Below are 12528 nucleotides of genomic sequence, written 5' to 3' on the forward strand. Positions count from 1 at the left end.
ACGCTTTACTTATAAATTATCAAATGACTTGGTCACCAAAGTCGGATAGGGAATTTCTATTCCTTGTTGACCTAAATATTTCTTCAGCCCTACGCCAATTGTTCTTGTGCAATCATAATGCCGCATCGGTTTTGTTTCCGCTATGACACGCACAATAACTTCTGATTCTGTGAAATTATATGCACCAAGCAATTTCGGCTTATTGATAATGTCATCATTCTTCTTAAACACATTCGCTAAATACTTCTCGATTTCTCGCTCTACTTCTTCTACACCTACTTCAAAAGGAATGGAGACATCCACAATGGCCAATGAGTTTTCCACCGAATAGTTTACAACCTGGCTAATCGTTCCATTCGGCAATATGGATAGTTCTCCTGTAAAACTCTTGATTTTCGTTGTACGTAGTCCTATTTCTTCTACAACACCTTCTGTTACGCCAATTTTCACATAGTCGCCTACAGAAAACTGATCTTCAAAGATGATGAAGAAACCGGAAATCACATCTTTCACCAGACTCTGTGCTCCAAAACCAACTGCAAGCCCCAGTACACCAGCCCCTGCAAGAAGCCCTTTCACATCTATTGAGAATTCAGTCAAAATCGCAAGAATCGCCGAGAAATAGATGACATAGGCCAACGCATTTTCAAGTAATTTCAACAATGTCATTTCACGACGTTCAGAATGGCGAATCAATCCTTTAAATTTCACATTAAAAATGCGACGAATAATAAACTGCCCAACCTTCACAACGACCGTGGCAAGCACAATAATGAAAATGTTTCTTACTGCTGTTGTAGCAAGCGCCTCCCAAGTTTCTTGATTGAATAGAAACGCTTCTGCTTTTTCAAAGAACTTCACAGTTGTCCACCTTCCGTATAATTCCGCAACCTTCTGCATAGACTGGCTATAAAAAATGAAATGGAGTTTTTTTATGCGAGCTACGCTTACTTCACCTTATAATCATCGTATCCATTACAAAGAAACTGGCGCCGTTTGGAAACTCAGTACATTATTCCTCGAACACATTCCCTTTGATACACATGAATTAATCTTTTTCTGCATCGGAACTGACCGATCTACAGGCGATACATTAGGGCCACTTACCGGCTCCCATCTTTCAGAATCACCATTATTTCCATTTCCTGTAGTCGGAACGTTAGAAAAGCCATTACACGCCCTTAATTTACAACAACAGTTGGAAGAAATACAACTCGCAAATCCCTCCGCATTCATCGTAGCTATTGACGCTTGCTTAGGAAAAAGTAGTTCCATTGGCCAACTGTTGCTACATGATGGGCCCATACAACCAGGTAAAGCTGTTGGCAAAGATTTACCACCAGTCGGTGATATCTCCATTAAAGGCATTGTTAATGTTGCCGGCTTCATGGAACATGCCGTATTGCAAAGTACACGGCTCCATCTACCATTCGAAATGAGTAAAATCCTTGCACGTGCATTACAACTCGCCTATGGACGGTATAAATCATGAAAAGTGGACAATCGTGACAATGATTCCTACAACCAATATACCCGGTATCAAATTCGCTACTCTTATTTTAGTCAAACCAATCAAATTCAAGCCAATTGCTAAAATCATTAAGCCCCCCGTTGCAGTCATTTCTGTTATAAAGAAAGCCAATAATTCATCCGGTATGAATTGACTAATTTGAGTTGAAAATAATGTAATCATTCCCTGATATAAAAATACAGGTACTGCGGAAAATATTACACCAATACCTAATGTTGAGCTTAAAATAATGGCCGTGAAACCATCAATAATTCCTTTTGTAACGAGGACATCATGGTCATTTCTTAAACCACTATCGATTGCACCTATAATTGCCATTGAACCGACAACAAAGATGAGTGTTGCCGTCACAAAACCTTGTGCAATACCAGGACCCTTGTTACTGACTGGCATCTTACTTTCAATCCATTGTCCCAACTGATTCACCTTTGCATCTAAATCTATCCACTCACCAAGCACTGCCCCAAGAACGATACTGACAATGACAATTAAGATCTGTGTGCTTTCAAACGACATTTGAATACCTATCACAGCTACTGCAAGCCCAATTCCATACATGACGGTCTCTTTCATCCGTTCAGGAATATTGTGCAAAAAACGCCCGATAAATGCGCCAATAATGATCAATAAAGCATTCACAATTGTTCCGAATAGCACCATTGCTTCACTTCCCAGTCGTCAAAAATAATACCTATTTTGCATACTTCGCAAAATAGGTACGCGCTCATTCATTCAATAAGTCTAAAATCCGCTCGAGATCATCCTCAGAAAAGAATTCTATTTCAATTTTACCCTTATTCTTTGTTTTTTTAATAGATACGTTCGTACCGAAATACTCACGTAATGACGATTCACGTTCAGCTAAAAACAAATCCGGTCTTTTCTCAGACTTTGTTTCACGTGGAACATCTTCATTCATTCTTTGCACAAGTCTTTCAAGCTGACGAACGTTTAACCCTTCTTTTAATACACGTTCAGCTACTAAATTTATTTGCTCTTTTTTACGCAAGCCTAACAAAGTTCTGCCTTGCCCCATGGATAATTTACTTTCCGATATATAGTTTCTAACTTTTTCAGGCAATGACAGCAAACGAACATGATTCGCGATATGCGGCCTACTTTTGCCGAGTCTAAAAGCCAGTTGCTCCTGGGTCAGAGCAAGACGATCCATCAAGTTATAATAGGCTTCCGCCTCTTCAATTGGTGTTAAATCTTCCCTCTGTAAGTTTTCCAAAATAGCAAACTCCATCGTCTCTTCATCAGTTAATACACGGACAACTGCTGGAACTTCCTGAAGTCCTGCCATTTTAGCGGCACGAAAACGTCTTTCACCTACAACAATTTCATAGGTCGTGCCCACTTTCCGTAAAATAATCGGTTGAAGAATACCATGTTCTTTGATGGAAGCACTTAATTCTTGAATAGCCTCTTTATCGAAGGTTTTCCTAGGCTGATATGGATTAGCTTTAATACTTTTCACATGAATATGTTCAACAGATTCTGCTTTTGCCAGCGACTCTCCGGGAAATAAAGCATTCAAACCTTTGCCAAGGCCTTTAGCCATTGTGTACCACTTCCTTTGCCAGCTCTAAATATACTTCTGCGCCCCGAGATCTTGAGTCATAAATAATGATTGGTTCGCCGTGACTCGGTGCTTCACTTAATCGTACATTCCTTGGAATGATTGTTTTATAAACCTTATCTTGAAAATACTTTTTCACTTCATCAATGACTTGAATGCCTAGATTTGTACGTGCATCAAACATCGTCAACAACACGCCATCAATCATCAAAGCTTCATTCAAATGTTTTTGCACGAGTCGAATAGTGCTAAGCAGCTGACTCAGTCCCTCAAGTGCATAATATTCACACTGAACCGGAATCACAATTGAATCCGACGCAGTTAACGCGTTAATTGTCAGCAAGCCAAGGGATGGAGGGCAATCAATAATAATATAATCATATGAATCCTTTACTTCTTGAATCGCATGTTTCATTCGTACTTCCCTTGAAATGGTTGAAACAAGTTCAATTTCTGCACCCGCTAACGAAATTGTCGCCGGTATAATATCAAGATTATCCACTTTTGTTGAATGAATAACTTCTTGAATATCTACATCATCAATTAAAATATCATAAATGCATTTTTGTATTTCTCCTTTATTGACCCCTACACCACTTGTTGCATTTCCTTGTGGATCGGTGTCTATTAAAAGGACTTTTTTGCCTAAATGTGCAAGACAAGCACTTAGATTTACGGATGTTGTCGTTTTTCCGACGCCTCCCTTTTGGTTAGCGATTGCTATAATTCTCCCCACAGCTTGCACCTGCTTTCCTGCTCTATAATTTTCACTCTATTCTTACTCGTTCCCAACTACTTCTAGTCTAACAAAAAAAACGATTCCTGTGGGAAAAAGTGTAGCAAAAAGACCCCTGCTTTTTTTCAGCAAGAGCCTTTTCAAACAAATATATACATTTTTCTACCTAAATTAGGACCAAACTTCAAATACCTGTTTATTTCTTTTTAGGAATCTTCACTGTAATCGTGTAAAAGTCTTCGGAATCCTCTTCCTCTGTCTTCACATCAATACCACTCTTCGTTACCATCACCAATGATTGCCTAATTGTATTAACTGCGATACGAACGTCTTTACTAACAGACTTTCTTTGAACTGCTTTCTTTTTTTCTTTAACTTCTGGATGTAATAGCTGCTGAATTCTCGCTTCAAGCTGTTTCACGTTTAAGTTTTGTTCAATTACTTCTTGATAAATGAGTAACTGCAACTCGGGATCTTTCAGTGCGATTAAAGCACGTGCATGTCGTTCAGACAATTCCTTCGCCATAATAGCTGTTTTTATTTCTTCTGGTAGCTTTAACAGACGTAATTTATTGGCAATGGTTGACTGACCTTTTCCCAGTCTTTGTGCTAATGCTTCTTGTGTTAGCGCATGAAGTTCAAGCAATTTCTCATATGCATAAGCCTCTTCAATTGCTGTCAATTCTTCACGTTGTAAATTTTCGATTAAAGCAATCGATGCTGTTTCCTTATCATCGAGTTCTCGAATAATTGCTGGAACTTCCGTCCAACCAAGCTTTTTCATTGCACGGTATCTTCGTTCCCCTGCAATAATTTCATAACCGTCATCATCGGTTTTTCTGATGACAATCGGTTGAATAATACCATGTGTATGGATTGTTCGAGCAAGCTCTTCAATTTTTTCTTCCACGAAAACTGTACGCGGTTGATATTTATTAGGTTTTATCGATTCTATTTTCACTTGTTGTATTTTTTCGTGATGGTCACTTTCGTTATCTAACGGACTTATTTCTTTCTCTCCGCCTCCAAAAAATCGTGAAAAAGGACTTTTCATTCCCGGCACCACCTTTTCAAGACTGCTCACTATTTCACAAATATCATTATAAGGCTAGTATATCTTGTTTATTGTTCCACGTGAAACGTTTTACTGAATTGGTGATTTGTTTGGGACACCAGGTTTACGTGGATACTTTTTAGGAGTTTTTTTATCTTTATCAAAAACAAAAATGCTTCGTTCACTGTTTTCTACTGGTAATGTGAATGCGTGCTCTTCCTTGAAGACAGCACCGAGAACGGCAAGTGCTTTTTTAGCGTCTGCTAATTCATCCTCCGCTGCGGCGCCTTTCATGGCGACAAAGATTCCACCTTGTTTAACGAGTGGTACACATAATTCTGACAAAACTGATAGGCGCGCTACTGCACGCGCGGTCACAAGGTCGAAATTTTCACGATAAGCTAGATTTTGTCCGAAGTCTTCTGCTCTTGCATGTACAAATTGAACGTTGTCAAGTTGTAACTCTTCTGCTAGATTAGTAAGAAAACCGATTCGCTTATTTAGTGAGTCAACGATTGTAACCTCCAGTTCTGGAAAACAAATCTTCAAAGGGATACTTGGAAATCCTGCACCCGCACCAACATCACAAATTGTTTTGCGGCCTGAAAAATCCACATAAAAAGCAGCAGAAATTGAATCATAGAAGTGTTTTAAGTACACTGACGGTGCATCTGTGATTGCAGTCAGATTCATTTTTTCATTCCACTCTACTAACAGCTCAAAATATTGACGAAACTGCTTTTGTTGTTTGTCACTCAATTCAATTCCTTGTTCTTTCAATGCTTGTACAAATTGCTCTTCAGTCAATTAAAATCCTCCTTAATCAAACAACACTGCAACTTCAATCTCCTGTAGACCTAAAAACTGATGCGGACATCAAATCCACATCAGTTTAACTTGACTCAGCAGAAGTCCCCCCTGTTTCTCTTTAATGACGGGATGAATGCCAAATTGCATTTCAATCAGAGGGGCTAAACTCCCTGCTGATTAGGGGAACTTAGGCTAAGGTCGCCGCGTCCTGCAGCAATGCCTAAGTAATCAACTTCCTGTTGACCCAAGCCTCCGGCGTAATTGATAGATCTCACCCCGAAATCTTCGCGATTTTTCCTTGTTCTATATACACAAGAAGAATAGATATATCAGCTGGATTCACGCCAGATATACGCGATGCTTGCGCAATCGATAATGGTCGTACTTCGTTTAGCATGCTTTTTGCTTCAGTTGCAATTCCGGATATTGCATTATAATCAATATTATGGGGAATCTTTTTGTTCTCCATCTTCTTCATTTTTTCTACTTGTTGCATTGATTTCTCAATATAGCCTTCGTATTTAAAGAAGATTTCAACTTGCTCTTCCACTTCTTCAGTTTGTTTTTCCGTTGGTGGAACGATTCGTGCAACTTGACTATATTTCATTTCAGGACGCTTCAAAAGATCCGCTGCTTTCATCGGTTCTCTCAGTTCCGTACCATTGGATTCACGGATCACTTCCTGAACATGCTCTTCCGGTTTGATGGTTACTTTGCGTAATCGACTAATCTCTTCGTCAATTTGCTGCTTTTTCAAAGTATAGGCTGTATAACGCTCTTCACTAATCATTCCAAGCTCATAGCCTATTTCTGTTAAGCGTAAGTCGGCATTGTCGTGACGCAGTAACAGACGGTATTCTGCACGAGACGTCAACAATCGATACGGTTCGCTCGTTCCTTTTGTGACAAGATCGTCAATCAGTACACCAATGTACGCATCCGCACGCCCTAAGACACGCTCTGGCTTTCCTAGAACACGTGACGCGGCATTAATACCTGCCATAATCCCTTGTGCAGCCGCCTCTTCATAACCCGATGTACCATTCAGCTGACCAGCTGTGTACAAGTTACGAATTTTTTTCGTTTCAAGCGTTGGCCAAAGTTGCGTTGGAACAATTGCATCATATTCAATAGCATAACCTGCGCGCATCATTTCCGCTTTCTCTAGTCCTGGTACACTTTCAATTAACTGTCTTTGGACATGTTCAGGTAAGCTCGTTGATAATCCTTGAACATAGACTTCTCGCGTATTTCGTCCTTCTGGTTCAAGAAAAATTTGATGGCGTGATTTATCAGCAAATCGTACAATCTTATCTTCAATCGATGGGCAATAACGCGGCCCTTTTCCTTTAATTACCCCGGAATACATCGGTGATAAATGAAGATTTTCGTTGATAATTTCATGTGTTCTTGGTGATGTATATGTCAGCCAACATGGTAATTGATCCATGATAAATTCCGTCGTTTCAAAGCTGAAGGCACGTGGCACATCATCTCCAGGCTGAATTTCCGTTTGGCTATAATCAATCGTTTTACTATTAACACGTGGTGGTGTTCCTGTTTTGAAACGAACCATATCAAAACCTAGACTGCGGATATTATCTGCCAGTCCAATGGAAGGCATTTGGTTATTTGGACCACTTGAATACTTCAAATCGCCGATAATGATTTCACCGCGTAGGAATGTTCCTGTTGTAATAATGATTGTTTTTGCACGATAGACTGCACCAACTTGTGTAATCAATCCTTTTACTTCGTTGTCTTCTACGATTAGTTCCTCAACAACTCCTTGATGGAGCGTTAAATGATCTTGTTCTTCAAGAAGACGTTTCATTTCTTGTTGATAAAGGACTTTATCAGCCTGCGCACGAAGCGCACGCACAGCTGGTCCCTTTCCTGTATTTAACATCCGCATTTGGATATGTGTTTTGTCGATAACTTTCCCCATTGCACCGCCAAGTGCGTCGATTTCACGTACGACAATCCCTTTGGCAGGACCACCAAGCGACGGGTTACATGGCATAAAGGCAATCATATCAAGGTTCATTGTCAATACGAGTGTCGATGCACCCATTTTGGCTGCTGATAATGCCGCCTCAACGCCGGCATGACCAGCTCCAATGACAATAACATCGAACGTGCCTGCTTCAAATTTGGGCATGTTCTTCTATTCCTTCCTTCTAGAGGTTGTTCAAAAAGTCCGGTGAAAATTGAGGCCTACAGGAGGTAGGTCATGCAGTCGTTGCAACAGGACGTTGCGATCTTAGACTGCCTTCCTTCCTCGGCCCTTTTCATCCTCCTTTTTGAACACTCTTCAATTTTATTTTCCAAGGCAAAATTGAGCAAACAACTGATTAATTAAACTTTCTTGTACGGTATCCCCGATAATTTCACCGAGAATCTCCCATGTCCGCGTTACGTCGATTTGAATCATATCGACGGGCACGCCTGCTTCAGCTGCGCCAAGTGCGTCATCGATTGTTGCACGCGCTTGGTGTAGCAAAGCAATGTGTCTAGCATTTGATACGTATGTGAAATCACCCGACTCAATATTTCCTTCAAAAAAGAGTCCAGCAATCGCTTCTTCTAATTCATCGACCCCTTCATCTTTCAAAAGGGAGGTGGTGACAACTTTTCCGTCTCCGGCGAGTTCTATCACTTTTTGCATATCAATCTTTTGAGGAAGATCTGTTTTGTTAATGACAACGATAAAATCCATCCCTGATACAGCCTCAAAAAGACGTTCATCTTCCACTGTGAGTTCCTCAGCACTGTTAAGAACGAGCAGCAGTAAATCGGCTTCCTTCAATACTTGTCTCGACCTTTCAACACCAATTCGTTCAACAATGTCTTCTGTTTCACGAATTCCTGCTGTGTCAACAAGTCGAAGCGGCACACCCCGAACATTGACATACTCCTCAATAATATCACGCGTCGTCCCTGCTATGTCAGTAACAATTGCTTTATTTTCTTGTACAAGACTATTTAATAATGACGACTTTCCTACGTTTGGCCTACCTACAATGACTGTTGATAGCCCTTCTCGAAGGATCTTCCCTTGAGATGAAGTACGTAACAGCTTGTCGATTTCGTTTTTCACCCATGTACTTTTTTCAATCATTAACGGAATTGTCATTTCTTCGACATCGTCATACTCTGGATAATCGATATTCACTTCCACTTGCGCCAATGTTTCAAGAAGCGCTTGGCGTAATTCACCGATTAGTCGCGAAAGTTTTCCTTCCATCTGATTCAAAGCAACATTCATGGCACGATCCGTCTTTGCACGAATGAGATCCATAACCGCCTCTGCCTGAGATAAGTCAATTCGACCATTCAAAAATGCACGTTTTGTAAATTCACCCGGTTCTGCAAGACGAGCTCCCTCTTTTAAGACGAGCTGGAGCACTCGATTCACAGCAACAAGCCCACCGTGGCAATTAATCTCCACTACATCTTCGCGTGTAAATGTTTTTGGTGCCTTCATAAGTGACACCATTACTTCTTCGACAATTTCACCTGAAGCAGGATTTGTCAAATGACCATAATGGATTGTATGTGATGATTCTTCATGTAATTTCTTTTCTGACGGAGAACGGAAAATCCGATCCGTTATTTGGATAGCCTCGTCCCCACTGAGCCTGACGATGGCAATTGCGCCTTCACCCATTGGAGTCGAAATGGCGGCTATTGTATCAAAATGCACGTTCTTCACCTTCCCAGCTTGGTTACCCACATGTGGATAACCTGATTTCGGACATGACTATCTAACATAGTATAATAACACAAAATGGCCCATTCTCCTAGCGTCGCATTTGCGGAAATTGTGGATAAGTAGCGACAACGCTTACAAACAAAGAAAAGATCCTGCCGAGACAAGAGATGTCTTCGCAGGATCTAGTTATCTTTATTCAGCAGAAGGTTGCCACCTCTATGGGTGACGAATGTTTGTAGTTTCATTTCCTGTTCAGTGGGTATTAAAACACCCGTTGAACAAAGATAAACCTTCGGTGGATATCCCAGATTTTTTCGAGCGTGCTCGAAAAAATCTGGACGCAATTATGCCGAGGCGTAATTGATACTTTTTTAGTTACCTTTTCAGTTATCTTATCGATTCAATGACAAGATAACGATGTGGATCTGCTCCTTCAGAATATGTCTCAATATCGAGTCGATTTGACAGAGCATTATGAATCACTTTTCTTTCGTAAGAAGGCATTGGTTCTAACTTCACTTTTTGTCCCGTACGCACGGCTTTGTCAGCCATACGATCCGCAAGTTGCTCTAATGACTGCTCGCGTCGTTCTCGGTAGTCACCTACATCGACACGAACGACCTTAAATTGATTTGCGGCTTTATTGGCCACCAGCTGGGCTAATTGTTGCAATGCATTTAGTGTTTGTCCACGTTTTCCTATTAAAAATGCGGCTTTGTCACTTTCTAATTGAAAGATCACATACTTGCCCTTTGTTTCATGGCTCACTTGCAGATCACTAATACCCATACCCTCTGCAACCATTCGCAAATACTGTTCTGTTTCCAAAATTGCTGCTTCATCAGACAGTCCTTCAACTCGGACTTCCTCTTGTTGTGCAACAGCTCCAGCAATCTCATCTACCAAAACAGTTTCAAGCTCTTGAAGTGGTTCGCTTTCCGCTACTACTTCAAGTTTTTCAGGGACGGAAGGTTCCTCTACATCTATAACAGTAACAGTTACTTCAGCTTCTTTCGCACCGAAACCGAGAAATCCTTTTTTCCCTTGATTGATCACTTCGACTTCCACTTCTTCACATGTTACGCCAAGTGCTGCTAATGCTGACGAGATCGCCAATTCAACTGTGGCTCCCCTTCGCGTCATCCTTGTCATTTTCGTTTTCCTCCTACTTTTACAGGTTCCACTTCTTTTTTCTTAAATGGTTTGTAAATGAAGATATTTTGAATGATTGAGATGAAGTTACCGATTACCCAATACAGTGCAAGTGCTGCTGGTAAAAACGAACCGAACCCGATAATCATAAACGGCATAATGTACATCATGACTTTCATCTGCGGGTTATCCATCGCAGGTCCTGTACGAAGGACCGCGAATTGCATAAGTCCTGCAAGTATTGCAAGTGAAATACTTGGCACACCGAGCTCAAACCACAAGAAACTACCTAAATTGATTTCTGGTGTTACATTCATTCGGTTAATGGCATGATAAAACCCAATCAGAATTGGCATTTGAATCAGAACTGGTAAACAACCAGCTGCCGGATTGATTTTACGTTCCGACATAAGTCGTTGCATTTCTTCACGATACTTTTGCTGCGTAACCGCATCTTTCGATTTGTACTTCTCTTTTAACGCTGCAAGCTCTGGTTGGATTGCCTGCATATTTTTTGAGCTTTTTGCTTGTTTAACCATCAATGGCAATAGTACAAGTCGGATAATAATTGTTACTGCAATGATCCCAAATCCATAGGTACCAAGCAAATCTTTAAACGTCGTAATAAGAGACACTAACGGCCAAACGATAAATTCATTCCAAAATCCTGAACTGTCTGCAGTGATTGGTTTTTGGAAGTCCGCACATCCTGCAAGAAATGCCGACAATGCCGTCAACATTAGGATTAACCCTATCTTTTTCTTCAAATCGTTTCCCCCAAATCATATCTTCTTCCTATTTAGTAAGGCGATAATTTCAGTTTATCATGTTCATTTGGATCATACTACTTCTTCTTTAAGACACGCGCAATCCGTAGAACGTGTTGTAAACTTTTTTTCGTTTCATGAAAATCTAAAATGGCCGCCTGATGTCTGGCGATGATGATGTAATCCATATCATTTTGAAGCTCATCCTTCATTTCCAAGAAAGACTGTCTGATATAGCGTTTTATACGGTTTCTTGTTACGGCATTTCCAACTTTTTTGCTAACAGAAAGACCGATTCGAAATTCTTGCTGCTGTTCTTTCTTATACGAATAGACAACAAATTGTCGATTAGCGCATGACTTCCCTTTTTTAAAGACCTGTTGGAACTCTTCGTTTTTCTTGATCCGCTGACGTTTGTTCATACTATACACCTGCTCCGTCACTGTAATTATTTTTTAGTAACCTTATTTAGAGTCTAGACAATAAAAAAGCCAAGGCCCACTAAATGACAGCGCATGATGTAGGCCCTGGCTATTGAAATGTAATTTCGTCAAAAGAAAAAAAGACCACTGGGTGTCAGTGGCCTTATGCTGAAAGCACTTTTCTTCCTTTGCGTCGACGAGCTGCAAGAACTCTGCGTCCGCTTGCCGAACTCATTCTTGCACGGAAGCCGTGAACTTTACTACGTTTACGTTTATTTGGTTGGAATGTACGTTTCATCTCTTAATGACACCTCCTGCGTTGATAGTCCGCTTAATGCATGACAGTCCTGTACAGTATACCGATAATTTGCAGTAAAAGTCAACCTTTTTTTATCCATTCGAAAAATCATGCTTATCAACTTGTACTTTTTAACGGGACTAAGTTATCCACACAACTAAACTTTCTCGCTCAATATTCTTGTGGACATGGTTTTCAATTATTTTTTTCATCCACAAACCTTATCGACAACTTTTTCACATACTAACCCCTGTGGATAAAGCTTTTGTCCACAGTTGCTTATGCTGTGGATAAGCTAGAAGAATCCTTGTATTCAGTACTAAATCCTGTTACAATGAAATGGATTTTGTTGTGCACACAATTTTATAGCAAATATGTTATCCACAATTGTTGATACGTTGTGGATAATTTTTTCAACAATTTTTGATAAATGTTATCCACAAGAGTGGAAAGTGTGTATA

At 40.3% G+C, this 12528-nt stretch carries 13 protein-coding genes; 1 reads left to right on the forward strand and 12 read right to left on the reverse strand.

What is annotated here, in order from left to right; all coding sequences use genetic code 11:
• Positions 1-9 precede the first annotated feature (9 nt).
• Positions 10-861: a mechanosensitive ion channel family protein gene (locus MKY34_RS03490; protein ID WP_342513868.1), complete on the reverse strand. Its 852-nt coding sequence runs from the start codon at positions 859-861 to the stop codon at positions 10-12.
• Positions 862-934: 73 nt separating this feature from the next.
• Between MKY34_RS03490 and yyaC the strand changes: the two genes are divergently transcribed.
• Positions 935-1492: a spore protease YyaC gene (gene yyaC, locus MKY34_RS03495; protein WP_342513869.1), complete on the forward strand. Its 558-nt coding sequence runs from the start codon at positions 935-937 to the stop codon at positions 1490-1492.
• Here the strand turns inward: yyaC and MKY34_RS03500 are convergent.
• The 11 genes from MKY34_RS03500 to rpmH all read right to left on the reverse strand — a co-directional run bounded on the left by MKY34_RS03500 (position 1487) and on the right by rpmH (position 12067).
• Complete coding sequence (locus tag MKY34_RS03500; protein ID WP_342513870.1) at positions 1487-2191, reverse strand: DUF554 domain-containing protein; 705 nt, start codon at positions 2189-2191, stop codon at positions 1487-1489. The genes yyaC and MKY34_RS03500 overlap by 6 nt on opposite strands.
• 64 nt (positions 2192-2255) lie before the next feature.
• Positions 2256-3095: a ParB/RepB/Spo0J family partition protein gene (locus tag MKY34_RS03505; RefSeq protein WP_342513871.1), complete on the reverse strand. Its 840-nt coding sequence runs from the start codon at positions 3093-3095 to the stop codon at positions 2256-2258.
• Entirely contained in the window at positions 3088-3849 is a 762-nt protein-coding gene (locus MKY34_RS03510) for an AAA family ATPase (protein WP_342513872.1), read from the reverse strand. The genes MKY34_RS03505 and MKY34_RS03510 overlap by 8 nt, the downstream gene beginning before the upstream one ends.
• Positions 3850-4045: 196 nt before the next feature.
• Positions 4046-4903: a nucleoid occlusion protein gene (gene noc, locus MKY34_RS03515; protein WP_342513873.1), complete on the reverse strand. Its 858-nt coding sequence runs from the start codon at positions 4901-4903 to the stop codon at positions 4046-4048.
• A 90-nt stretch (positions 4904-4993) separates the two neighbouring features.
• Entirely contained in the window at positions 4994-5710 is a 717-nt protein-coding gene (rsmG, locus tag MKY34_RS03520) for a 16S rRNA (guanine(527)-N(7))-methyltransferase RsmG (RefSeq protein ID WP_342513874.1), read from the reverse strand.
• A 274-nt stretch (positions 5711-5984) separates the two neighbouring features.
• Positions 5985-7874 carry a tRNA uridine-5-carboxymethylaminomethyl(34) synthesis enzyme MnmG gene (gene mnmG / locus MKY34_RS03525; protein ID WP_342513875.1) on the reverse strand — a complete coding sequence of 630 codons (1890 nt, stop codon included), beginning with the start codon at positions 7872-7874 and terminating at the stop codon, positions 5985-5987.
• A gap of 159 nt (positions 7875-8033) precedes the next feature.
• The gene (gene mnmE / locus MKY34_RS03530; RefSeq protein ID WP_342513876.1) at positions 8034-9419 is read right to left on the reverse strand and encodes a tRNA uridine-5-carboxymethylaminomethyl(34) synthesis GTPase MnmE; all 1386 of its coding nucleotides are present in this window, start codon (positions 9417-9419) and stop codon (positions 8034-8036) included.
• Positions 9420-9815: 396 nt separating this feature from the next.
• Positions 9816-10580: an RNA-binding cell elongation regulator Jag/EloR gene (jag, locus tag MKY34_RS03535; protein ID WP_342513877.1), complete on the reverse strand. Its 765-nt coding sequence runs from the start codon at positions 10578-10580 to the stop codon at positions 9816-9818.
• Positions 10577-11347 (reverse strand): membrane protein insertase YidC, encoded by a 771-nt coding sequence (yidC, locus tag MKY34_RS03540; RefSeq protein ID WP_342513878.1) that lies wholly within the window; start codon positions 11345-11347, stop codon positions 10577-10579. The genes jag and yidC overlap by 4 nt, the downstream gene beginning before the upstream one ends.
• A gap of 77 nt (positions 11348-11424) precedes the next feature.
• Positions 11425-11769 carry a ribonuclease P protein component gene (rnpA, locus tag MKY34_RS03545; RefSeq protein WP_342513879.1) on the reverse strand — a complete coding sequence of 115 codons (345 nt, stop codon included), beginning with the start codon at positions 11767-11769 and terminating at the stop codon, positions 11425-11427.
• Positions 11770-11932: 163 nt separating this feature from the next.
• The gene (gene rpmH, locus MKY34_RS03550) at positions 11933-12067 is read right to left on the reverse strand and encodes a 50S ribosomal protein L34 (protein WP_342513880.1); all 135 of its coding nucleotides are present in this window, start codon (positions 12065-12067) and stop codon (positions 11933-11935) included.
• Between the last annotated feature and the right edge of the window lie 461 nt (positions 12068-12528).

The organism is Sporosarcina sp. FSL K6-1522 (genome assembly GCF_038622445.1).
Classification (GTDB): domain Bacteria; phylum Bacillota; class Bacilli; order Bacillales_A; family Planococcaceae; genus Sporosarcina.

What these genes read in the sequence shown, in the direction of transcription:
- yyaC (WP_342513869.1), top strand. Translation starts at nt 935, where the DNA reads ATGCGAGCTACGCTTACTTCACCTTATAATCATCGTATCCATTACAAA.
- MKY34_RS03500 (WP_342513870.1), bottom strand. Translation starts at nt 2,191, where the DNA reads ATGGTGCTATTCGGAACAATTGTGAATGCTTTATTGATCATTATTGGC.
- MKY34_RS03505 (WP_342513871.1), bottom strand. Translation starts at nt 3,095, where the DNA reads ATGGCTAAAGGCCTTGGCAAAGGTTTGAATGCTTTATTTCCCGGAGAG.
- noc (WP_342513873.1), bottom strand. Translation starts at nt 4,903, where the DNA reads ATGAAAAGTCCTTTTTCACGATTTTTTGGAGGCGGAGAGAAAGAAATA.
- mnmG (WP_342513875.1), bottom strand. Translation starts at nt 7,874, where the DNA reads ATGCCCAAATTTGAAGCAGGCACGTTCGATGTTATTGTCATTGGAGCT.
- jag (WP_342513877.1), bottom strand. Translation starts at nt 10,580, where the DNA reads ATGACAAGGATGACGCGAAGGGGAGCCACAGTTGAATTGGCGATCTCG.
- rnpA (WP_342513879.1), bottom strand. Translation starts at nt 11,769, where the DNA reads ATGAACAAACGTCAGCGGATCAAGAAAAACGAAGAGTTCCAACAGGTC.
- rpmH (WP_342513880.1), bottom strand. Translation starts at nt 12,067, where the DNA reads ATGAAACGTACATTCCAACCAAATAAACGTAAACGTAGTAAAGTTCAC.